The organism is Coprococcus sp. BIOML-A2 (assembly GCF_009875795.1).
Lineage (GTDB): Bacteria > Bacillota > Clostridia > Lachnospirales > Lachnospiraceae > Coprococcus > Coprococcus aceti.
Genome location: NZ_WWSI01000001.1, coordinates 162404 through 184667, shown reverse-complemented (window position 1 = coordinate 184667; position 22264 = coordinate 162404). Strand labels below are relative to the sequence as shown.

Here is a 22264-nt window from a genome sequence, read left to right as displayed (position 1 = left end):
GAAAGTGATAGATTACTTTATGATTAACAATAGATTGACAATAATGAGGTATGAAGATAATGGTATTTGAAACTATATACAGTTTGTATGAAAAAGAAGTAGTAAACGAGATTAAGAAATTAAAAACGGATGAAGAAATAAAATTTATTGAAAGAAAAGGAATTATACGAGATATTGTGTTGAAAAGGTTGGCAAAAGCATTAAGTGTGGCTGTATACAGAAATGGAAAGATAGAGGATGTACATGCGGGGGAATGCGAAGGGGAAGACTATTTTAGAGGTATACCGGATAGTTGTATGAAAGCAATTAATATTGATGTTTGTAATAAAATATATACGATGTTAAAACTATTGCTTAGTACAGATGAGGATGGTTTTAAGATAGCTAATGCAGTTCTAAGATTCTCAGAGATGTGTGCGTCAGATTGGAATGAACCAGAACTGGATGATAGTATATACAATAAAGAACTGCTTGATTTGTTGTAATCATTTTTAGAAAGAGGATCAGACATATGAAGATAATAAATGCAACACCAAAAGACAAAGAAGAACTGCTCTCGCTCTATCACGCCATGATAGGCGGACCGTGTGAGTGGAGCGAGAATTATCCTGACGAGAATACCATAGTATTTGACCTGAAGAACGAGGATCTGTTTGTTATGAAGAATGACAAAAAAGAGATTGTAGCCACAATATCCATAGATCACGACGATGCTGTTGAGGCACTTACGTGCTGGAGAGCAGATCTGGCTCCATCGGGAGAACTTTCAAGGCTGTGCGTCAGGAAGGATATGCAGGGACAGGGAATTGCGAAGACTATGATGAACTATGCCTGTGATGTCCTGAAAAGCAGAGGCAAGAAGGGCGTTCATATACTTGTCAGAGAAGGACATGTGGTGGCGCTTTCGACATACGCCAAGATTGGCTTTGAAACGGTTGGAGAGTGTGATCTTTTTGATAAGCATTTCGTATGTATGGAACGGGGATTCTAAAGAGGTAGATATTGCAAGTTATAGGATGCAGCTGTAGCTATATTGTAATATAATGGGGGTGTATTGTTTGATGAGTTATAGAGATGAGACATTTCTATTATATAAGAATGACGAGTGGAGGTGCACAGAATGATAATTACAATAGGCAGAGAGTGTGGATGTGACGGCGATGAGGTGGCAGCAAGACTTGCCTCAAAATATGGTATAGCCTGTTACACAAAGAAAGAGATAATAAGGCTGGCAAAGGAGAAGGGTGTGTATGACAAATATCCGTTTTTCTTTGGAGAGAAGGCTATAGATTCTATGATGCAGTCGGTGTCAGATGACTTTGTCGTGAAGAGAAGAAAGACCCCGGAGGATGTACTTGAGAGATTGCTTGACGGACAGGATGGCGTTGTAGTGGGAAGAGCCTCGGACTTTGCATTCAAGAACAGGAACGATGCAGTGAGAATATTCCTGTGCGGAGATAAAGACAGCAGAATAAAGAGGATAATGGACAAGCATGGCATATCAGAATCAAAGGCAAAGAGTCTTGTGGAGGAGACTGATGCCAAGCGAAGAAGCTATCATGACTATTACTCAGGAGAGAATTGGGGATATTCAGGACATTATGACCTGTGCCTTGATGAGGCGAAGCTCGGCGTGGACGGCGTCGTGGAGATGGTTTCAGCGTATATGAAGGTGATAGGCAGAAATTAGAATTGAGCTTGGCGGAAGATATATGGTATGAGCTGGATTGACAGGCTTTAGGCATTACTTGAAAGGTGTAGATATGGGGAAAAATACAACAGGAAAATACAGTCTTCTGGTACCGGATGGTGAGTATTCATTTAGGGCACTGAGCCCTGTGGTCATGCATGACCTTGGGCTTGATATGATATGCAGACAACTGTCGGCAAATGAGTCTGAACAGAATTATATAATGGGAGTTATGTCACGGATATATGCAGATTCATCTGTTACAAAGTACAGAGGTGGTGTGTTTGACGACATAATTGGAAATAAAAAACTCAGAGACGATATGATGGAGATTCTTGGGAAGATAAGCTTTCTCAAGGATTACGGCAGCTTTAAACGCGATTATGATGAGAATTCAGGTATATGGGATCTTATGCACAGACTTGATGAGATAGGCGATTACATAGAATGCGTAGATTCGTTATATTCCTGCCTGAAGGATAAAAACTTGCATTCCGAGGGATTTACAGGTCTTAAGGAGTATGTTCAGAATATATATGAGGACAACGGTTTCAGTGAGCTGAAGAAGGACATATCAGAGCTGAAAAAGGTGAGTGGTGAGGTTCGAAGTATAACTATAGGAGTTAATCTGAACAGCAGATATGAGGCTGATGGCGTTGGCTTGATATCTGTAAATAGTAAGCAATTTACGAGGGGCGGTGTGCTGAGCAATTTCTACGGTCATTTGATGTCCAGAGATAAGATAAGTGACAACCTCGACGCTAAGAGTGACTTCAGATTTCAGCCGTTAGATGCGGTAAATGAAGCATTATCCAAATTTCAGCAGGAACTTCAGGGAAGAGTGGTAACTGGAGGTGCAAATAACTTGGCGGCAGGAATGGTTGGTATTCCTGATTCTGACAAATCCAAAGATATTACGCGGTATACAGACAGGGTAGTCACCAAGCTCATAACAAGAATTGTCAAGAGGATGAGGGAGACGTTAAATAAGTATGTGTCGATTACTATAACTGATATGACGGATCTCATACCTGAGCTCACTTACTATATAAGATGGGCTGAGTACATAGAAAAACTGCAGAAACGCGGCGCAGCATTTTCCAAGGCAAAGGTTGTGAACTCTGCATATCAGCCGAACGCAGATATTTCCGAGGAGGACGATTCAAAGAGCAGATATTATATGAAGGCTCGTGGCATATACAATATCAAGCTTGCGGCATTTGACACGGAGGAGTCGGAGCACATAGTGACCAATGATCTGGACTTTGACAGCGAGCACAGAGTGTATATTCTGACAGGAGCAAATAGGGGTGGAAAGACGACCATAACACAGACGATAGGTCAGCTTTTTGTACTGGCTCAGGGGGGTATATATATCCCAGGTGATGAATTTGAATTTGCTCCAGTGGACTGCGTATTTACACATTTCCCTGCTGACGAAGACAAGACCCTGGATCTTGGAAGACTTGGTGAGGAGTGTAAGAGGTTTAAGGAGATATTTGACGGTGCGGGTGACAGCAGCCTGATACTTCTCAATGAGACGTTTTCAACTACGTCATTTGAGGAGGGCTATTATATAGCCAGAGATTCCGTGAGAGCGATTCTGACAAAGGGAACGAGAACGATATACAACACCCATATGCATAAGCTGGGCTTTGATGTGGATGAGATGAATGAAGGGCATACAGAGGGCAAGGTATATTCGCTGATCGTACACAATGAGGGCTCACAAAGATCTTACAAGATCGAGATAGCGCCACCTGCTGGTAAATCATATGCCAGTGACATAGCGGAGAAATATGGTGTTACATATGACATGCTGGTGAATAAAGAAAAATAGTTGGCTGTATGCACTGCTTGTGGATGATATTACAGACGATATGTGGGCAGTTTAGAGTCATATAATATGAATTGTCTACAGTGAAGATATTGGAGGGTATAGGATGACAGAAAAGCATACAGACAAGAGAACAATACTTATAGTGGATGATGACGCTGATCTGTCTATGCTGATACAGGATATGCTGGAGGACAACGGCTATGCTTTTCTGTACGCAGCCAGCATAGACGATGCATATGAAGTGCTGACAGATAACAAATGTGATCTCATACTTCTGGATATCAATCTTCCCGATGGTACAGGTTTCTCATTCTGTAAAGAACTCAGGCATACTTCGCAGGTGCCAATCATATTTGCAAGTGCAAGGACGAGTGAGGATGACAAGGTGAATGGCCTTGATATGGGTGGAGATGACTATATCGCAAAGCCGTATTCACTGAAAGAGCTTATGTCTCGTATCCGTTCGATACTCAGGAGAACTTATGGTGTTGATGACAATAAGTCTGAGATGTTGACCATGAACACAGACGGGAACGAGATAGAGATCAACAGGCACGCACGGACTGTGAGCAGAAACAAAAGTAATGTGGATATGAAGCCGAAGGAATTTGACCTGCTTGTATACATGGCGGAGAACAGAGGCAGGGTATTGACCAAGGAACAGATCATGAGTGCCGTGTGGGGGGTGTACAGCGATGTGGAGCCATCCACGGTTGCGGTGCATGTAAGGTGGCTCAGGGAAAAGCTTGAGACAGATCCTTCACATCCGCAGCTTATCCGTACGGTATGGGGAACGGGATATGTGCTGGGAGATAGTGAATAGACAAAGACAGTGAGAATAATATGAGCTTGTAAGGTGGATGTCCACTTGGCAGCTATAGGGAGTTTATATGAAGCGACATTCAGTAAGAAGCAATATAATAAAAATGCTGATCGTGTTCATGTGCGCTATAACCATAGTTTTTGGTTGGCTGTTCTACAGGGAGAAGCAGGACGAGACACGGCGGATAAAAGATGATGAATATGGGCAGTATATAGTGGAACTGAATGAAGTGAAACAACTGTATGATTCGGGATCCACAGATGCTGACGAAAAGCTTGACGCTGTAATGAATGAACTCAGGGAACAAAAGATAGATACCGGCAAGTCAGGACTTAGGAATATAGTGATCATGTATATCGTTGTCTTGTGTGTTGTGATTGTATTATTCCTGTACATATACGTGTGTGTTCTCAGGCCATTTGACGAGCTGGAGGATTATGCATCACATCTGGCAGCAGGGGATATGGACACCGAACTTAAGTACAGACGGGTAAATATGTTCGGAAGCTTCACGTGGGCATTTGACCATATGAGAACGGAGATAGTGCATGCAAGGCGTAGAGAGCAGGAAGCGATAGAGAACAACAAGACAGTTATAGCCACGCTGTCACATGATATAAAGACTCCGATCGCATCTATAAGAGGATATGCGGAGGCATTGGTCATGAATATGGATGCCACCCAGGAGCGCAGGGAGAGGTATGCGTCGGTCATCATGAAGAAATGTGATGAGGTTACGTCCATAACGAATGACATGTTTATTCATTCCTTGCATGATCTGGACAGACTGGTGGTGAAGAGTGATAAGGTTGAGATAAAACCTCTGCTGGAACAGGTCCTGTCAGATATAGGTCTCGGAATGGATATCGTGGTGAATGGAGATATAACCGAGGCAGTGCTTGAGCATTCAGATTCGGGAAGAGTGGTTCAGGTGATAGAAAATATACTGTCAAATGCCGCTAAGTATGCCAGAGACACAGAGATAAGTATTGTTACGGAATGTATATCGCCCGAAAAACTTCCAAGGAATGTCCATGTGAGCGGCGCTGATATGGTATACAGGCTGTCCATAAAGGATCATGGAACAGGAATCCCGGATAAGGACATGCCGTTCATATATGAGAAGTTTTATCGAGGGGAAAACTCCGGTGATGAACCTGGAGCGGGCCTTGGACTATTTATTGTCCATTATCTCATGGACAGAATGGGCGGAGATGTGGAACTTGTAAATCATGCTGATGGCCTGGAGGCAGTGTTATATTTTGCAGCAAGAAAGGTTTGTTAAGGACTTGTTAATAAATAGGGTGATATGGTTGTAGCACGGTGGCGAGGTGAAGATCTGTAGAGGATGTCTGAATGCCCCCGTGCTACAACTATAAAAAGGAGAGAGAAATGGCAGATATAATTCTTCAGGCAAGAGACCTTTGCAAAAGCTTTTCCAGTGAGGGCGTGCAGAATCATGTGCTCAACAATATGGATCTGGATATCTATAAGGGAGATTTTACAGTCATCATGGGAGCGTCAGGCTCGGGAAAATCCACACTGCTTTACAGTCTGTCCGGGATGGACAGACCGACTTCGGGAAAGGTCATATATGATGGCGAGGATATAACAGAATATAATGAGAAGCGCATGGCAGAACTCAGAGTATATGAGTTTGGATTTGTGTTTCAGCAGATACATCTTGTTAGTAACCTCAGCATTAGAGAGAACATACTTGTGCCGGGTTATATGAATAAGGATACGAGAACAAAAGAGACTGAAAACAGGGCTGATGAACTCATAAAAAAGATGAATATAGAAAGTGCTGCTGACCGACTTCCTGCACAGGTGTCCGGCGGAGAGGCACAGAGGGGCGCTATTGCCAGAGCGGTCATCAACAGTCCGGGTATCCTTTTCGCAGATGAGCCGACAGGCGCATTAAACCGCAGAAATACCCAGGATGTGCTGGATCTTCTCACCGAGCTCAACGTGGAGGGACAGAGCATACTCATGGTTACCCACGATGTGAGGGCTGCTATCAGGGCGAACAGGATCATCTACATAGAGGACGGAAGGATCATAGGTGAGCTGAAGCTGTCACAATATATTGAAGAAGATCGCAAGAGCCGTGAGAGCCAGATAGATGCATGGCTTGGTTCCATGCAGTGGTAGGAGGTGCCGGGATGAGATATATCATGATGGTGCTTCGAGGAAATATGAGAAGAAACAAGGGCGTGCATATAAGTGTGTTCGTGCTTATGCTTATCATTTCTCTGGCATTCTGTTCAGTGCTTTCTTACTACACGAATTCCATAAGGCATGATTCGGAAGCTATGGAAGAGGTTGGTTATGGAGGTATGCTTGCCGCACTTTATGGGGAGAACAGGCTGGATGCCTATGGAACAAGTGCAGACAAGATAATAAAGAATATTGGCAAATGTGATGCGGTGCAGGAAGTGAAAGCAGCAGATGTTGTATATCTGCTGCTTAAGGACTGCAATGGAAAAGGCGGAAACAGCAGCTTCGTTTTGAATGATACAGACAGCGTGCTCACATATGATCAGTATGATGTGGATAACAAAATGACAGATCGCCGGCTTGAAAAAGGTGAGGTAAGTGTGCCGTTCAGTTTCATAGGTATGTATGACTGCAAGATTGGTGATACAGTCGAGCTGGGCAATGATAACGGTTCTTATACCTTCAAAGTTGCGTCATTTTTCGAGGATCCATATATGGGATCTTCGGTCATGGGAATAAAGACGATATTGATCTCAGATGAGGATTTTGCGGATCTCAAGGCAAAGGCTGCGGAAGATAATAGAAGCGGACTGGAAGATGACAAGAGATCCTTTGAATTGTCAAAGCTTATCATAATAGATAAAAAGCCGGGCCTGGACCTCACGGAGATGGAGTTTGAGAGAGAACTGAATAATGTGAGTGATTTCGCGTCATATTGCTGGATAACTTTATCAAAGGAGCAGGCGGGAAATTACATGCTTCTTATGACAAAGGTATTCTCCGCGGTGCTGCTTATATTTGTTGTGCTGCTTCTGGTGGCGGCTATGATAGTTCTAGGACACAACATCGGCAGCAGCATAGAGATGGATTTTGTTAACATAGGAATACTCAAAGCGGTCGGAATGACAAATGCATCGGTGAAGCTGGCGTTGCTTGCCGGGTATATGTGCACTGTGGCAGCTGGACTGTTTGCTGGAATACCACTGGCCATTCCAATACTAAAAATTATAAATAGTGCCACAAGATCTTCTTCAGGACTTGAAGTTCCGTCTGATATTAATGTAGGACTTGTGCTGTGTGTCATATTGGCGATACTGCTTCTGGTAGCAGCATTTATCATGTTGAAGACAAGGAGAATATCCGAGGCCACACCTATAAAGGCGATAAGAGGTGGACGGGACAGTGTGCATTTCTCAAGCGTTCTGAAGCTTCCGGTCTCAGGCAAGAAACTTGGTGTGAGTCTTGCATACAGACAGTTTATATCTGAGAAGAAACAGTATGCCGCAGCCATCATAGTGACTGCTATACTTGCCATGTTCATGATACTTATGAATGATATGATGCGCTGGTTTAATTCACAGAATATGCTGGTGGATATGTTTTCAGTCACGAAGTATGACCTGACTGCTTCGTTTGTCGATGAGGATACGCAGAAGGATATAGAGAATGTTATATCAGAACACACAGCGTATAGAAAATATCAAATGTCCAGCGAGTACCTTCTGTTCGATGATGTGCAGATGTATTGTTATATAGTGGAGGACCCTGATATGATCAACACGATAAGAAAGGGAAGAACCTGCACATATGACAATGAAGTGCTGATAACCCAGTATGTGGCTGATGGATTTCACATGAACGTAGGTGACACAGTCACAGTCAAGCGCGGCGGCGTGGCAAGGAAGATGGTGATCTCCGGCATATACGATTCGGCAAATGATATGGGCAAGAACTTTGCAATTAGTAAGGCTGCATATAGTAAGTTTGCCAGCGAAGAGACCGTAAGTGAGTCTGGTGTCAGTGGAGCCGCCAAAAGCAGTTCAGATGAGGAGGAATGGAGCGGCAAAGGAATATGTTATGATCTTGACAATACTGATGAATGTGATGCGATAATCCAGGAGATAGATAAGAGATATGGCGATAATCAGGGCATCACGTATTCAATACATTCAGCAAAGGATGATTTTGAAGGAGTGGCGGGTACAGTCAACATTGCAATACAGGGACTCACATTGCTCACATATATGTTAGGGGCTGTATTCGTGATAGTCACGGTCATAATCGTGTGTGGCAAGGTTCTCATGCGTGAGCAGAAGGATATCGGAATATACAAGGCACTTGGATTTACATCCTTCAGACTCAGATGCCAGCTTGCGGTCCGCTTTATCGTGACGGCAGTTGTGGGTTCGCTGCTTGGTATAGTTCTGGCACTTATCGTCAGCAAGCCATTCTTCAAGGCAGGATTTGAATCATTTGGAATATACAGTTTTAATTTAAGTACAAGTGTGATATCACTGTTTATACCATTGGTATTTATGAGCGTGTTATTCTCTGTGGTAGCATTTATCAGAGCGGGGAACATCAGAAAGGTTCAGCCGCAGGTGCTCATCGCAGATCAGTAGAAGTATATAGGAGAGTGGAACTATGTATACAATGTCAGTAGACAAGGTGGGTATATATAATGGATAAGTTGATCATATATCTGATATGTATAAATATACTAGGAGCTGTCCTTGATGGAGTGACGGCTGCGAGACGCAGGAGAACAAGCCATAAGGCGCTCAGTGTTCTGCTGGGGATCATAGCCATTGCCGGTGGTGCCCCTGGCATGATAATAGCATTTGCGTTGTGTGACAGGACGGCCTCCAAGACGAATATGATGCTGAGAGTGTTCACTGTGTGCGTGTGTGTGATAGAGCTTGCGGTGTTCATGACGTGGAAGCTCAGACCTGTGGGCAAATGGAGCTTTGCATTCTGGGATGTGTTTGTGGAATACAGATGGACACTTTGGTTCGTTGCGGCAGTGAGTGTTGTAACATTTGTCATGTTCGGAATTGACAAATACAGAGCGGTCAAGGGCGGATACAGGATACCTATAGCGGTCCTTCTCGGTATGGCATTTGCCGGTGGAAGTATCGGTGCTCTGCTTGGAATGGTGGTGTTTAGGCACAAGATAAGGAAGAATTATTTCTCGGTTGGAGTGCCACTTATACTTGTAATGCAGGTGGTGCTTTTGATGTGTGTGGTTAATCTGCTGTAGGATCCGAAAATATCCCAAGTTCAGGCGGATAGTTGGTAAATGCAAAGAATGCAACCGCGAGAATTGCCAGGATAGTCATGGAAACGTAGTCGTTTATGCACATTTGCCTGGATTCTAATCTGTTTTCGGTGCGCAATGCATATACAACCCCAGCAAAATAAAGTGCGATATTCAGAAATTCATAATTCCTGCCCAGTACACCGTTTAGAGTGTAGAAACCGACCACAATGAATGCCATACCTGACAGGATACCGACAGTCCTTGCTGGAAGATAATGTTCCGGCAGGGGCTTATCTTTTATATGAGCCCAGAGAAATTCAATCATTGTCAGCAGGAGCATTGGAAAGAATATAAGTTTCAGGTGTTCCCAGGTTGACTCGTTCACTGCCGAGAATAGTCCGACAGCGGGATTGTCATTTGACCACTCGTAGGTGAAATGCAGCAGCACTCCGAGGATCGATATGAAGAAAAAACGAAAAAAATTGAGTTTGTTAGTAGTTGCCATAGAGAGTTCTCCGATGAAAACTAGTGCTATATTACATAGTATATGACGAATATGGTATTTCATGTAGCGGAGAAACCGAAATCAACGAAATTAAGATAAACATAATTGGGATATATTGTCGGTGATGTTATAATTATTTCAACGAATGTTTTGTTTAAAGGGGAAGTACATATGCGTTTGATCCATTTATCTGATCTTCACATAGGAAAGCGTGTAAATGAATTTTCTATGTTGGAGGATCAGGAGTATATATTAAAAGAAATATTGGGCATCATCGATGATGAGCAGCCGGATGGAGTCATCATAGCCGGGGATGTATATGATAAGTCTGTGCCGAGCGAGGAGGCGGTGAAACTGCTGGACAGCTTCCTGACCTCGCTTGCAAAGAGAAAGCTGCAAGTATATATCATCAGCGGCAACCATGATTCGGCGGCCAAGCTGGCATTTGCATCAAGTCTGATTGATCTCAGTGGAATCCATATATCGCCGGTATATGATTCGGCACATATAGCCATGATGGGAGATGGGCTGGTCAGACCATATAAGCTGGAGGATGGAAAAGGACAGCTGGCGAACATATACATGCTGCCATTTGTGAAGCCGGCAATGGTCAGAGCGGTATTCCCTGATGAGGCGGATGATATAAAAGATTACACGGATGCCTGCCGTGTGGCGGTGGAGCACATGGATGTTGATGAGAAGGTTACAAATATCCTTGTGGCCCACCAGTTCGTGACCGGGGCTGTGCGCTCGGAGTCGGAGGAGAATGTGGGCGGTCTGGACAATGTGGATGTGTCGGTATTCGACTCATTTGACTATGTGGCGCTGGGGCATATACATGGGCCGCAGAAGGTGGGCAGGGAGACTGTCAGATACTGTGGAACACCGCTTAAGTATTCTCTTTCGGAGGCTAACCACACCAAATCGGTGGCAGTTGTTGACATCCCTGAGAACAAGAAAATAGAGATAAGGACTGTTCCGCTTGTTCCGATGCATGAGCTGCGCGAGGTAAAGGGAACATTTGACGAGCTGATGGACAGGCGAAACTATGAGGGGACGGCTGTGGATGATTATCTGTATGTGGTTCTCACGGACGAGGATGACGTGCCGGATGCTTTGGGAAAACTCAGAACGGTCTATCCAAATGTGATGAAGCTTGGATACGACAACACCAGAACCCGTGTGACACAGACGATAGACGATGGCGCTGTGCTTGAAGGAAAAAAGCCTATAGATCTGTTTGGAGAGTTGTATGAGAAGCAGAACAACAAGGAAATGAGCGATGAACAGAGGAGTTTTGTTCAGGATATTATAGACTCTATATGGAGAGAGGAGCGATTATGAGACCACTTAATCTTACGATGTCGGCATTTGGACCATATGCGGGAGTCCAGATGCTTGACATGGCCCAGCTTGGGGCTGAAGGCTTGTATCTTGTGACTGGGGATACAGGTGCGGGAAAGACCACGATATTCGATGCCATCTGTTATGCGCTGTATGATGAGCCGAGCGGAGCGAGCCGTGATGCGAGGATGATGAGATCAACGTATGCCGATGTGGACACAGATACCTACGTTGAACTGACATTTGATCATATGGGGAAGACTTACAGAGTTAAAAGAAATCCTTCCTATGAGAGACGTAAGAAAAAAGGTGAAGGAACTACCCTGCAGGATGCGGCTGCAGAATTGTATCTGCCGGATGACTCGGTCATCTCCAACAGAACGAAGGTAAATTCATATCTTCAGGAATTGTTGGGTGTGGACAGAGAGCAGTTTTCGCAGATATCCATGCTTGCCCAGGGCGAGTTCAAGGAACTGTTGGTGGCGGAGTCCGGGGACAGACAGAAGATATTCAGCAAGCTTTTTCACACATCAAGGTATTTTGTTCTGCAGAAGCGTCTTCAGGATGAGACGAGAAAGCTTCAGAGTGAACGGGACGATATGAAGAAGAGTATAGAGCAGTATATATCCGGGATAGTCTGCGGAGAGGATGACCCTTTTGGGCTCAGTGTCCAAAAAGCGAAGGACGGCCAGATGCCAATTGATGAGGTGATCAAACTCATCGGAAAGCTTATTGTAACGGAGAAGGCAAGAACGGATTCATATGAGAAGCAGATCGGTACACTTGAGACCCGGGTCGGGGAACTTGACACGCTGATAGGCAAGGCACAGCAGACAGAGAAAGCCAGAGTGCAGCTTGAAAAGACACATTTGGAGCTTGCAAATGTACAGAATGACAGAACTACTGCTGAGACAGAGCTAAACAGGACAAAGGAAGCGCTCCCAGAGACGGAAGAGCTCCAAAGGCAGGCAGCAGTTATAAATAACGAGCTTCCAAACTATGAGAAACTGGACGAGAAGCGAAAAAATATTGCAGACGAGGAACAGCTCCTGCAAAGGCAAAATGAACAGGCCGAGAAGGGCAGAATGCTTGTGACAGACAAACAGAAGAGCATAGAAAAGCTGAGGCAGGAGCAGACACAGCTTGCGGATGCGGGGGAGAAAATAGTTGCAATCACGGCATCGAGGGAGAAGATGGCTGACGCTGTTGACTATCTGAATGGCATAAGCAGACTGCTCATGGAATACAGCAGAAGAAAGCAGGCGGTGTACAAAGCACAGAAGCAGTATCTGTTTGATAATGAGATGTATACCAGAAAGCAGGATATGTATGAGCATATGAGCACGCTCTACAGGAATGCCCAGGCGGGGATCCTAGCAAAGGATCTGAAGGAGGGACAGGCGTGCCCTGTGTGCGGTGCGACGGAGCACAAACTCCTTGCATCGCTGCCAAAGGAGGCTCCGACAGATGCACAGTTAGATGATGCGAAGAAGGATGCTGACAAAGCCCGCGACAGGGCAAATGCCAGTGCTACGGATGCAAAGGTAAAGCTTGCCAGCGTCATGGAGATCAGAAACAGCATTATTGAGCAGGCTGGAAGGAAATTTGACGATCCGGAGGATATAGATGTTCTGCCGGAAAAGGTTGAGAAGAATATTGGATACTATAATGAGAAGATTGCGGAGACTGACAGACAGATTGAGGCTGAACGCAAAAGGGTCAGCAGAAGGGATGAGCTTGCTGCAAAACTTCCTCAGGAAGAAGAAACATTTGCCGGGATGCAGGTTAAGCTGGCGGAGCTTGAGAGAAATATATCGGCGCTCACGGCAAAGGTTGTCTCAGACAGAGAACAGGCGACAGAACTGGCCGCGGGGCTCAGATTCAGGAATCGGAGTGAGGCGGAAACGCAGATGAACGAGATTCTTGGCAGAGCAAAGAAATTGCAGGATTCATTTGACGTCTCTGAGAAGAAATATAATGCTGTGATCCAGGATATTAAGACGCTGGAGGGGCAGATAAAGGCTCTGACAGACACGCTGGAGTCAGCAGAGAAGCTTGAACTTGCCAAGCTTGAGGAAGATAAAAACGCAGCAAGAGATGAGCTGGGAAGGATCAGACTTCTCATGCAGGATGGAAACAGCCGCATCCGTGCAAATGAAACGGCGATGGCGAATATCGGCAGAAAGTCCGATGAGCTTTTGGCAAAAGAAAAGGAATACGTCAGTGTGAAGTCGCTCTATGACACTGCCTCAGGGAATGTATCCGGCAAGAATAAGATAAACCTAGAGGCATACATACAGATGTCGTATTTTGACAGGATAATTCAGCGTGCAAATCTGAGATTTCTGAAGATGTCAGACGGTCAGTATGAACTGGGGCGTGTGACGGACAGCAGTGACAGGCGAAGCCAGATCGGCCTTGACCTCTGTGTTGTGGATCATTACAACGGCAGCAGACGAGACGTTAAGTCTCTTTCTGGGGGCGAGTCATTCATGGCTTCACTTTCCCTTGCGCTTGGACTTTCCGATGAGGTGCAGGCCTCGGCTGGCGGAATTCAGATAGATACCATGTTTGTGGATGAGGGCTTTGGATCCCTTGATACAGAAAAGACTCTGCCACAGGCATACAAAGCGCTGGTCAGCGTGACCGAGGGACGCAAGCTGGTGGGAATAATATCGCACGTGACTGAACTCAAGGAGAAGATTGACAAGCAGATCGTGGTGGAAAAGGACAGAACCGGCAGGGCGAAGGCGAGGCTGGTGGTGTAGGGATTTTAGTCATCTGAGTATTTAGATAAAATTTGCTCAAGTTTATTAAAGTCTACACATCTTTTTGTAAGGTTGCGATTTTTGTCGGGAAAATCAGTTATGAGAGAGTAGACTTTATTGGCTCTATTGATTATAGTATCGGAATGATCCCGACACCAGGATAATTGTTTCTGCATAAGAATCTTTCGTTTTGTTTTATCTGGGGTATCGTGAGGGTTTAATTTCAGATTGACCTTAGATATAACTGAGTTGTTAACTGGAATCATATTGTTTAGATTGAGAATTCCTATGATTTTAGAAGAATACTCAGGATGCCTGCTGTTGTGGTCAAATATTTTGATGAAATCAATCTGGCTTTTCATATTTTCAAATTTCTTTTTTGGTGAGGTAAGGGGGATGCAATATTTCTGACCACCTATAAGAATGATTATTCCAAGAAATGGTCGATTCTCCTTACCTACCTGAGGGGAGACTGACATTACGTTGTCATCTGCACGAGACAGATTTCTTATGTATTTTAAATCAATATAGTAAAAATTTAGGATATCCATTATCGCCTTTCTGAGAATATAAAAGAGCTGTGCTAAAATGCACAGCTCTTAAAAACCTTTTTGCATGGTAGGGCTCCCATAAAATTGTTCCATTTTGTATGGTAGAACATCCATATTAAAATTGTTCATTTGTTTTATATGGTAGAACACCCATCTCTTAAAGTTCCCATTTCGCATGGTAAGGTTACCATAATCATATCATACAAGAATTCTAACATTCAATAATGTTAGTGTCAATTAGAGCTGACTTATTTAGTAACTTATAGTGATCTGAGAATATCCTAAAAAGTGATCAATATCAAGTGTAATTACTGATATTTTATAAAACGTTTATAAAAGTATACAAAGTGTAGAATAGTAGAAAAATGTTAGCTGTTTGCTTTACAAATCGGAGTTGATAAACAATAATGGTTCATGTATGAATGAATAAGGACGGTACAAAATAATGGAACTTTTTGATATATGCGACGAACAGGGCAACCCTACCGGAGACAAAGTGGAGAGGAGCGAGGCACATGCAAAAGGCATATGTCACAGGACTGCCCATATCTGGATAGCGAAGCAAGAGAATGGAAGGTATAAGGTTCTTCTGCAGAAGAGGTCGATGGATAAGGATTCTTTTCCTGGAAGGTATGACACTTCCTCTGCCGGACATATACAGGCAGGCGATGAACCGATGGAGTCGGCACTCAGGGAACTCGGAGAGGAGCTTGGCATCAAAGCTGAGGCCGCAGATCTTGATTTCGCGGGAACATTCAGGATCCGGTATGAGAAGGAATTTCACGGCAAAATGTTCAGGGACAATGAGGTGGCATTTGTGTTCGTGTATCAGAAAACGGTGGACATAGCAGACCTGACGATCCAGAAGGAAGAGCTGGACGGCGTGAGCTGGTTTGATCTGGATGAAACCTATGAGGCATGTAAGAACCATGACCAGAAGTTCTGCGTGCCACTCGGCGGCCTTGAGACGGTGCGAAGATACCTGGATGGCAAATAGAGATAACTTTCAAAAATATGTTGCCAGACTAGTTAGTTTGTGCTAACATAACATATGTTATGGAAAACGACAAGCGCAGTGAAACGATAGAAAAACTGAAAAAAGCAGGTAAAGAGGAATTCCTTGAAAATGGTTACCAGAGGGCAAGCCTCAGAAAGATATGCAAGAGTGCGGGAGTTACCACCGGAGCCTTCTACTTTTCATTTGAGAGTAAGGAGGCATTGTTCAAGGCGATACTTGAACCGCTTGTGAACCAATATGAAGCCATGCTTGGAGAACTTATGAAGGGGGAGATTGAGAACCCCGCCACGGGCGTAGATGCAGATAAGATCATGATGCAATTCCTTTTGTCACACAGGGAAGAGGCAATGATCATCATGCATGGCGCTGACGGCAGCTGCTATGAGAATTATCACCAGAGGGTTGAGGAGTTCATGAGACATTCATTTGCGGCATATTACCGGTCACAGCTCGGATACGAGCCGGATGAGACTTTGGTTCGCGTGCTGGCGAAGATGCGGCTTGAAGGAGCCATGGCGATACTGAACGAGGATGTAGATGTGGAGAAGAAAATGTATCTGACAGAAAAGATTGGCATTCATGCCACAGGCGGTACAGAAAAGTTGATAGAGAGTTTAAAGAAAGAGGTTCATCGATGATGAACCTCTTATTTTTATGAACATAACAAAACATGACAAATGTTATATTTCATAAGGAGGGGCCCACGTAAGTGGGAGGATTCCGGCAGAGGAAGCGCACTGATGTGCGCGCAGGTCATCAAGCTGCGCTTGACGACATGTTGTGAGGCACGCAAACGCCGCGCGCAGCGCCTCTCATGCGTTTGCTCCATTATAAGGAGGGGCCCACGTAAGTGGGAGGATTCCGGCAGAGGAAGCGCACTGATGTGCGCGCAGGTCATCAAGCTGCGCTTGACGACATGTTGTGAGGCACGTAAACGCCGCGCGCAGCGCCTCTCATGTGTTTGCACAATTAAAAAGCAGGAGGAAATGAGAAAATGGTTAGCACACAGAACAATACAGTAAGCAGATCAAAGGTAGATATAACGGGAGTCCCGGAGACGATGCTCCAGACACTCTATGCCAGAGCGAAAGAATCAAGAAAACCGGATCATGCCATATACGATGGCAAGGCCATAGAGATAGTTGACAGCCTGGATTATGACTTTTCACTGGCGGACAAGGATCTGGCGATGGGGAGCGGAGTTATAGCGAGAACCATAGTGCTTGATAAGCTTGTATCAGAATTCCTGAAGAAGCACAAGGGTGCTGTGGTTGTGAATATCGCCTGTGGTCTTGACACCCGTTGCTATAGAAATGAGGGTAAATATAAAGGCTGGTACAACATTGATCTCCCGGAGACCATGACTGTAAGGGAAAAGTTCCTGCAGGAGGACGGACCGGTGTACCAGATAGCGGAATCCGCCATGGACGGCAAATGGGCAGACATGGTAGAGTATGCAGGTGAACCTGTGCTGGTCATCATAGAGGGGCTTACGATGTATCTCACAGAAGCTGATGTGAAGAAAATATTCGACATAATAGACAGGAAATTTACTCATGCTACGGTGCTCGTAGAGACTATGGCTCCGTTCATGGCAAAGCATATCAAGGAGAAATCCATCCATGGAAGCCATGCCAGGTTTTCCTGGGGCGTGTCAAATGGAAAGAAGCTGGCGGAGATCATACCGAAATACAGATACATAGAACAGCACAGTCTTGTAGAAGGAATGGCTGAGTTCATACCGGTATATAAAGTCATTGGCAAAATACCATTTGTCAGCAATATATCAAACAAGATAGTAGTGATGGAAAAGTGATAAAAAAGTGTTGACATAAAGTTAAAAGCCATTTATGATACAGCAAAATGCAAATGACTTGCAAATTCAAAAAAGAGGAATATTATGGCGAGGGAGTATAAAACGAGAATAAGTCAGGCTATAGAGGCATTTGCTGCAGAGAGGCAGGACAGAGGGTTTTGTGCGGCTGATGTAAGTGTGTATTTGGATGAGAATGGCATAGATGCGAATACAACAACTGTATATCGCAACCTTGACCGCATGGTTACCCAGGACAAATTGATAAAGTATCAGAGTGCTGATGGTGGTTCAAGTATGTATAGAATGGAAAAGGCTGATCATAGTTGTCACGAACACCTTCATATGCAGTGTGTTAAGTGTGGAAGAGTTATACATATTGACCGCGATACCATGAATCACATAGCTAAAGGAGTTCAGGAGAGGTATGGATTTATGATCGACTGTGACAGATCGTCGATATGTGGTATTTGCAAAGATTGTAAGAGGCGTTGTGGAGTCGCTGTAGTCTAAACTAAACGTGATTGTTACAGATGGGATTGTATCGTTACGGTCACAACGAAAACTATATATCCCCAAATTCCTACAATGAAAAGGAGGTGTGCAGAATGAGTAAAAAGAGAATTATGTCATGGATTCTTATAGTGTTCTTTGTATCGGGAGTACTTTTCTCTTACGGCTATATTGCGCGCAATGTGGAGCATGACTGTACGGGGCAGGAATGTCCTATATGTATGCATTTGCAGCAGGCTGCACAGTTCCTTTCAAATATAAAGACAATGTCAACTACGCCAGTGTTCCTGGCGTTCTTAAGTGTGTTCACACTTGGAGTTGTATTGGTGTATACCCACGAGTATTGTACCGATACGCTCGTTTCCCTGAAGGTGGAATTGCTGAATTGATTTAAAGTACGGATATTGACTGAGAATTGCGTCTGGAAATACATCTAAAGATAAGGGCGAATACTTATTATTGGTGTTTTTTGATCTAGAGGCAGTTTATTAAATTTACCCAATTATAGGCATCAAAATATGCCTGTCAATTTTATCAATCAATTCGGAGGTTTATTGATCATTATGAAAAATAGAATATTTGGCCTTGTTATGGCATCGGTACTTACTGTTTCAGCATTTTGTGGCTGCGGAGCATCAATGACGGCAGCAGATTCTGATCAGAAAGGGGGCAGTGTGCCTGAAAATACGGCAAATGCTGCGGCGTACAGCATTGTATGTACGACTTTTCCTCAGTATGACTGGATCCGCAATATTATAGGCGGTGATTCCGACAAGTTCCAGCTTACTATGCTGCTCGATCAGGGGATGGATCTTCACAGTTATCAGCCAACTGCAGAGGATATAGCAAAGATAGCTGACGCAGATATGTTCGTGTATGTTGGCGGTGAGTCTGATGGCTGGGTGGATAGTGCCCTGAAAGAAGCGACTAATAAGGATATGAAGGTTGTAAATATGCTTGACGCTTTGGGAACTGCAGTCAAAGAGGAAGAGGTAGTTCCAGGCATGCAGGCAGAGAAAGAAGAGGAAGGAGAGGAAGGAGAGGAAGGCCCGGAGTATGATGAACATGTATGGCTTTCACTCAAGAACGCAGTGGCGTTGACGAATGTGTTGGCGGATAATATCCAGGCACTTGATCCAGATAATAAATCTGATTACATGGCGAATGCAGGTAAGTACGTTGATGAACTCAATGATCTTGATGGAAGGTACGAACTAACAGTTTCTAAGGGAAAACGTCAGGCAATTCTGTTTGGCGACAGATTCCCTTTCCGATATATGGCGGATGATTATGGGCTTACCTACTATGCTGCATTTGTGGGATGCAGTGCTGAGTCGGAGGCAGGTTTTGAGACGATAACATTCCTTGCGCAGAAGGTGGATGAGTTAAAGCTTCCGGTTATTCTGACGATAGAGGGTGCAGATCACAGTATAGCAGAGTCGATAAAGAAGACAACAGATTCGAAAAATCAGGAGATCCTGACGATGAATTCCATGCAGTCTGTGACTGCAAAGACTGTAGCTGATGGTGAGACGTATCTGAACGTGATGGAAGATAACTTGAACGTACTTTCTCAGGCATTGAATTAATTGCTGAACAATAAAACTAATTTAGATTTATAGGAGAAAACAAATGTCATATATAACGTGCAAAGACCTGGCAGTGGGATATGATGGACGTGCAGTTGCGTCAGGCCTTAATTTCAGTATAGACAAGGGAGACTATCTCTGTATAGTTGGAGAGAACGGAGCGGGAAAGAGTACCTTGGTAAAAACTCTGCTTGGCCTGTTGAAACCGGTTTCAGGAGAGATAAAGTTTGGCGATGGTTTGACATCGCGTGATATAGGCTATCTGCCGCAGCAGACACCTGTGCAGAAGGATTTCCCTGCGACTGTATGGGAGGTGGCTTTGTCGGGAACGCTGCCTAAGTGCGGAGCACGTCCTTTTTATGGCAGAAAGGAAAAGCAGCTTGCACAATCTCAACTTGAACGACTTGGAATATGGGATATACGCAGGAAATGTTACAGGCATTTGTCGGGAGGACAGCAGCAGCGCGTCCTTCTGGCGAGAGCTCTGTGTGCAACTGAGAACCTTCTTCTGCTTGACGAACCGGTAACTGGCCTTGATCCTGTCGCAACGGCACAGTTCTATCAGATGATACAGCAGTTAAATGAAAATGGTGTGGCAGTGATCATGATATCACATGATCTGAGGGCAATAGATTGCGCCAGACATGTGCTTCATATGAATCATGAGGGTTCGTTCTGGGGCAGCAGAGAGGAATATAAGAACAGCAGATATTGGAACATCATTTCGGCAGAATATGAGAAAGGTGGTGAACAGAGTGCAGCTTGTTGATAAGTTAATTTACTATATGCAGTATCCATTTGTTAAGTATGCTCTTGTGGTTGGTATTCTTATAGCATTGTGTTCGTCACTTTTCGGTGCAACATTGGTTTTGAAAAGATTTTCATTTATCGGCGATGGACTTTCGCATGTTGCATTTGGAGCAATGGCGGTAGGATCTGTTCTGAAACTGACAAACAACACGATCATAGTGATGCCGGTGACTGTGGCTGCTGCAATTCTCATACTTATGTCGGGACAAAATGCGAAGCTTAAGGGAGATGCCGCGATAGCCATGATGTCTGTCGGTGCTTTAGCCGTAGGTTATCTGATAATGAATGTATTTTCCACGTCAGCAAATGTATCGGGGGATGTGTGCTCTACGTTGTTTGGTTCAACCTCAATACTTACATTGACAATGGGAGAAGTGTGGCTGTGTATAGTTATGTCAATATGTGTAATAGCGTTTTTCTGTTTGTTCTACAACAGGATATTTGCAGTCACATTTGACGAGAGTTTTACCAGGGCAATCGGGAAAAATGCAGGGGCATATAATCTGGCGCTGGCGGTGATAATCGCTGTGATAATAGTGCTTGCAATGAATCTGGTGGGCTCCCTGCTCATCACGGCACTTCTGGTATTCCCTGCACTTTCGGCAATGCGAGTTATGTATAGCTTCAGGTCGGTGGTATTATATTCAGCTGTTCTCTCGGTTGTGGGAACTTTGGCTGGAATGTTGGTATCCATATTATTTTCAACACCGGTAGGATCTACGATCGTTGCATGCGATATGGTTATATTTGCATTTAACAGTATAGCAGGGAAAGTGATGAGGAGATAAGAATATGTATATGAATAGAAATAGAAGAATGCATGGATGCAGACACAGATTTAAGCGATTGATTATGTCAATATTGGTGCTGAGTATGTTGCTGACTGTCACAGGCTGTGGTGGAGCATCTCAGACTGCGGGCAGTCGTTTGAACACACAGAATGCAGTGGATAAGGTGCTTAATCAGAAAACAGGCGATGGTGATGTGGAAAGCAAGTCGTCGGCGGGAGCCACAACAGAGACGACGATCACAACAGAGATGCAAACCACGACAGAGACAGAATCCGCATCTGTAACTGAGGTGACATCAGAACCAACATATGGGCAGGTCGTGAATGGAGACAGCTCAGTTATAGCGCAATACAAGTCTGAGGGTGTGGATGTGGATCTCACACTTATGGGAAGCGATCTTGTATATGCGACGGTATATCAGATGATGTCAAAACCTGAGGAATATGAGGGCAAGACGATAAGGATAGAAGGAAAGTATTATGCATCCTATTATCCAATAACCGACAAATATTATAATTACTGCCTTATAGCCGATGCTCTGGCATGTTGCAGTCAGGGACTTGAATTTGAACTTGGTGGAGATGCCGTATATCCAGATGATTACCCGGCGGATCAGAGCCAGGTGATAGTGACGGGAGTATTTGAAACTTACACAGAAGAGGCTGGACAGACATTTTATTACTGCAGGTTGAGAGATGCAGAATATCAACTGGTATCGACAGAGAATCAGTAGAGTATAAATTGCATAACATTTTTGGAATCCGGGCAGATCAAAGTGTCCGGATTTTTTGAGTAAAAAATATTCAGAATCAGGAGGAACATAGCTGCATCAAAACCAGGAATCACATAGAAAAATATGGCAAAATGACGCAAATATACTAAAAAACATTAAAAATAGCTAAAAAATGATAAAATTACTTAAAAAAGAATTTGATATATTGTAAAAACT

Annotated in this window: 22 protein-coding genes; 20 read left to right on the top strand and 2 right to left on the bottom strand. The window is 44.1% G+C overall.

Annotated features, from left to right (window positions below):
* Window positions 1–50: 50 nt before the first annotated feature.
* The 9 genes from GT575_RS00820 to GT575_RS00780 all read left to right on the top strand — a co-directional run bounded on the left by GT575_RS00820 (window position 51) and on the right by GT575_RS00780 (window position 9613).
* Window positions 51–485, top strand: a complete 435-nt coding sequence (locus tag GT575_RS00820) for a hypothetical protein (protein WP_161171294.1) — start codon at window positions 51–53, stop codon at window positions 483–485.
* Between the two features lie 26 nt (window positions 486–511).
* The gene (locus GT575_RS00815; protein WP_161171293.1) at window positions 512–991 is read left to right on the top strand and encodes a GNAT family N-acetyltransferase; all 480 of its coding nucleotides are present in this window, start codon (window positions 512–514) and stop codon (window positions 989–991) included.
* Window positions 992–1120: 129 nt separating this feature from the next.
* A complete protein-coding gene (locus GT575_RS00810) occupies window positions 1121–1690 on the top strand; it encodes a cytidylate kinase-like family protein (protein ID WP_055145241.1) in 570 nt (189 codons plus the stop codon).
* A gap of 73 nt (window positions 1691–1763) precedes the next feature.
* A complete protein-coding gene (locus tag GT575_RS00805; RefSeq protein ID WP_161171292.1) occupies window positions 1764–3530 on the top strand; it encodes a MutS-related protein in 1767 nt (588 codons plus the stop codon).
* A gap of 103 nt (window positions 3531–3633) precedes the next feature.
* Complete coding sequence (locus GT575_RS00800) at window positions 3634–4353, top strand: response regulator transcription factor (RefSeq protein ID WP_161171291.1); 720 nt, start codon at window positions 3634–3636, stop codon at window positions 4351–4353.
* A 67-nt stretch (window positions 4354–4420) separates the two neighbouring features.
* A complete protein-coding gene (locus GT575_RS00795; protein ID WP_161171290.1) occupies window positions 4421–5638 on the top strand; it encodes a sensor histidine kinase in 1218 nt (405 codons plus the stop codon).
* Between the two features lie 107 nt (window positions 5639–5745).
* Window positions 5746–6507, top strand: coding sequence for an ABC transporter ATP-binding protein (locus tag GT575_RS00790; RefSeq protein ID WP_015534679.1), 762 nt, complete (start codon window positions 5746–5748; stop codon window positions 6505–6507).
* An 11-nt stretch (window positions 6508–6518) separates the two neighbouring features.
* Window positions 6519–8975, top strand: a complete 2457-nt coding sequence (locus GT575_RS00785) for an ABC transporter permease (RefSeq protein ID WP_243147793.1) — start codon at window positions 6519–6521, stop codon at window positions 8973–8975.
* 59 nt (window positions 8976–9034) lie between these two features.
* Window positions 9035–9613 carry a DUF1294 domain-containing protein gene (locus GT575_RS00780; RefSeq protein ID WP_015534682.1) on the top strand — a complete coding sequence of 193 codons (579 nt, stop codon included), beginning with the start codon at window positions 9035–9037 and terminating at the stop codon, window positions 9611–9613.
* Here GT575_RS00780 and GT575_RS00775 read toward each other — a convergent pair.
* Complete coding sequence (locus tag GT575_RS00775; protein WP_055272281.1) at window positions 9600–10118, bottom strand: DUF6512 family protein; 519 nt, start codon at window positions 10116–10118, stop codon at window positions 9600–9602. The two genes, GT575_RS00780 and GT575_RS00775, sit on opposite strands and share 14 nt — an antisense overlap.
* Window positions 10119–10289: 171 nt before the next feature.
* On the opposite strand from GT575_RS00775, the gene GT575_RS00770 reads away from it, so the two are divergent.
* Together GT575_RS00770 and GT575_RS00765 are read left to right on the top strand one after the other, a co-directional pair.
* Window positions 10290–11462, top strand: coding sequence for an exonuclease SbcCD subunit D (locus GT575_RS00770; RefSeq protein WP_161171287.1), 1173 nt, complete (start codon window positions 10290–10292; stop codon window positions 11460–11462).
* Window positions 11459–14230, top strand: coding sequence for an AAA family ATPase (locus GT575_RS00765; protein WP_118649982.1), 2772 nt, complete (start codon window positions 11459–11461; stop codon window positions 14228–14230). Before GT575_RS00770 ends, GT575_RS00765 begins: the two co-directional genes overlap by 4 nt.
* A 5-nt stretch (window positions 14231–14235) precedes the next feature.
* On the opposite strand, the gene GT575_RS00760 is transcribed toward GT575_RS00765, so the two are convergent.
* Window positions 14236–14781: a type III toxin-antitoxin system ToxN/AbiQ family toxin gene (locus GT575_RS00760; RefSeq protein ID WP_055280258.1), complete on the bottom strand. Its 546-nt coding sequence runs from the start codon at window positions 14779–14781 to the stop codon at window positions 14236–14238.
* A gap of 445 nt (window positions 14782–15226) precedes the next feature.
* Here GT575_RS00760 and GT575_RS00755 point away from each other — a divergent pair, with 445 nt between their 5' ends.
* The 9 genes from GT575_RS00755 (at window position 15227) to GT575_RS00715 (ending at window position 22048) form a co-directional block, all read left to right on the top strand.
* Entirely contained in the window at window positions 15227–15778 is a 552-nt protein-coding gene (locus GT575_RS00755; protein ID WP_118016888.1) for an NUDIX hydrolase, read from the top strand.
* A 59-nt stretch (window positions 15779–15837) separates the two neighbouring features.
* Window positions 15838–16437 carry a TetR/AcrR family transcriptional regulator gene (locus tag GT575_RS00750; RefSeq protein ID WP_161171286.1) on the top strand — a complete coding sequence of 200 codons (600 nt, stop codon included), beginning with the start codon at window positions 15838–15840 and terminating at the stop codon, window positions 16435–16437.
* Between the two features lie 356 nt (window positions 16438–16793).
* On the top strand, window positions 16794–17615 hold the full coding sequence (locus tag GT575_RS00745; RefSeq protein WP_055145276.1) for a class I SAM-dependent methyltransferase: 822 nt from the start codon (window positions 16794–16796) through the stop codon (window positions 17613–17615).
* Window positions 17616–17699: 84 nt separating this feature from the next.
* Window positions 17700–18125 (top strand): Fur family transcriptional regulator, encoded by a 426-nt coding sequence (locus tag GT575_RS00740; protein ID WP_161171285.1) that lies wholly within the window; start codon window positions 17700–17702, stop codon window positions 18123–18125.
* A gap of 95 nt (window positions 18126–18220) precedes the next feature.
* Window positions 18221–18514 carry a hypothetical protein gene (locus GT575_RS00735; protein ID WP_015534692.1) on the top strand — a complete coding sequence of 98 codons (294 nt, stop codon included), beginning with the start codon at window positions 18221–18223 and terminating at the stop codon, window positions 18512–18514.
* A 174-nt stretch (window positions 18515–18688) separates the two neighbouring features.
* Window positions 18689–19714 carry a metal ABC transporter substrate-binding protein gene (locus GT575_RS00730; protein WP_161171284.1) on the top strand — a complete coding sequence of 342 codons (1026 nt, stop codon included), beginning with the start codon at window positions 18689–18691 and terminating at the stop codon, window positions 19712–19714.
* Between the two features lie 43 nt (window positions 19715–19757).
* A complete protein-coding gene (locus GT575_RS00725; RefSeq protein ID WP_161171283.1) occupies window positions 19758–20483 on the top strand; it encodes a metal ABC transporter ATP-binding protein in 726 nt (241 codons plus the stop codon).
* Window positions 20449–21312, top strand: coding sequence for a metal ABC transporter permease (locus GT575_RS00720; RefSeq protein WP_161171282.1), 864 nt, complete (start codon window positions 20449–20451; stop codon window positions 21310–21312). Before GT575_RS00725 ends, GT575_RS00720 begins: the two co-directional genes overlap by 35 nt.
* 10 nt (window positions 21313–21322) lie before the next feature.
* Window positions 21323–22048 (top strand): hypothetical protein, encoded by a 726-nt coding sequence (locus GT575_RS00715; protein WP_243147792.1) that lies wholly within the window; start codon window positions 21323–21325, stop codon window positions 22046–22048.
* The last annotated feature ends 216 nt before the right edge of the window (window positions 22049–22264 follow it).

Bases quoted from the DNA above. Each gene is read 5' to 3' on its own strand.
- GT575_RS00715 (WP_243147792.1), top strand. From the start codon at position 21,323: ATGAATAGAAATAGAAGAATGCATGGATGCAGACACAGATTTAAGCGA.
- GT575_RS00725 (WP_161171283.1), top strand. From the start codon at position 19,758: ATGTCATATATAACGTGCAAAGACCTGGCAGTGGGATATGATGGACGT.
- GT575_RS00735 (WP_015534692.1), top strand. From the start codon at position 18,221: ATGAGTAAAAAGAGAATTATGTCATGGATTCTTATAGTGTTCTTTGTA.
- GT575_RS00750 (WP_161171286.1), top strand. From the start codon at position 15,838: ATGGAAAACGACAAGCGCAGTGAAACGATAGAAAAACTGAAAAAAGCA.
- GT575_RS00770 (WP_161171287.1), top strand. From the start codon at position 10,290: ATGCGTTTGATCCATTTATCTGATCTTCACATAGGAAAGCGTGTAAAT.
- GT575_RS00800 (WP_161171291.1), top strand. From the start codon at position 3,634: ATGACAGAAAAGCATACAGACAAGAGAACAATACTTATAGTGGATGAT.
- GT575_RS00720 (WP_161171282.1), top strand. From the start codon at position 20,449: ATGAGAAAGGTGGTGAACAGAGTGCAGCTTGTTGATAAGTTAATTTAC.
- GT575_RS00740 (WP_161171285.1), top strand. From the start codon at position 17,700: ATGGCGAGGGAGTATAAAACGAGAATAAGTCAGGCTATAGAGGCATTT.
- GT575_RS00775 (WP_055272281.1), bottom strand. From the start codon at position 10,118: ATGGCAACTACTAACAAACTCAATTTTTTTCGTTTTTTCTTCATATCG.
- GT575_RS00790 (WP_015534679.1), top strand. From the start codon at position 5,746: ATGGCAGATATAATTCTTCAGGCAAGAGACCTTTGCAAAAGCTTTTCC.
- GT575_RS00810 (WP_055145241.1), top strand. From the start codon at position 1,121: ATGATAATTACAATAGGCAGAGAGTGTGGATGTGACGGCGATGAGGTG.
- GT575_RS00815 (WP_161171293.1), top strand. From the start codon at position 512: ATGAAGATAATAAATGCAACACCAAAAGACAAAGAAGAACTGCTCTCG.
- GT575_RS00795 (WP_161171290.1), top strand. From the start codon at position 4,421: ATGAAGCGACATTCAGTAAGAAGCAATATAATAAAAATGCTGATCGTG.
- GT575_RS00785 (WP_243147793.1), top strand. From the start codon at position 6,519: ATGAGATATATCATGATGGTGCTTCGAGGAAATATGAGAAGAAACAAG.
- GT575_RS00755 (WP_118016888.1), top strand. From the start codon at position 15,227: ATGGAACTTTTTGATATATGCGACGAACAGGGCAACCCTACCGGAGAC.
- GT575_RS00780 (WP_015534682.1), top strand. From the start codon at position 9,035: ATGGATAAGTTGATCATATATCTGATATGTATAAATATACTAGGAGCT.
- GT575_RS00760 (WP_055280258.1), bottom strand. From the start codon at position 14,781: ATGGATATCCTAAATTTTTACTATATTGATTTAAAATACATAAGAAAT.
- GT575_RS00745 (WP_055145276.1), top strand. From the start codon at position 16,794: ATGGTTAGCACACAGAACAATACAGTAAGCAGATCAAAGGTAGATATA.
- GT575_RS00805 (WP_161171292.1), top strand. From the start codon at position 1,764: ATGGGGAAAAATACAACAGGAAAATACAGTCTTCTGGTACCGGATGGT.
- GT575_RS00820 (WP_161171294.1), top strand. From the start codon at position 51: ATGAAGATAATGGTATTTGAAACTATATACAGTTTGTATGAAAAAGAA.
- GT575_RS00765 (WP_118649982.1), top strand. From the start codon at position 11,459: ATGAGACCACTTAATCTTACGATGTCGGCATTTGGACCATATGCGGGA.
- GT575_RS00730 (WP_161171284.1), top strand. From the start codon at position 18,689: ATGAAAAATAGAATATTTGGCCTTGTTATGGCATCGGTACTTACTGTT.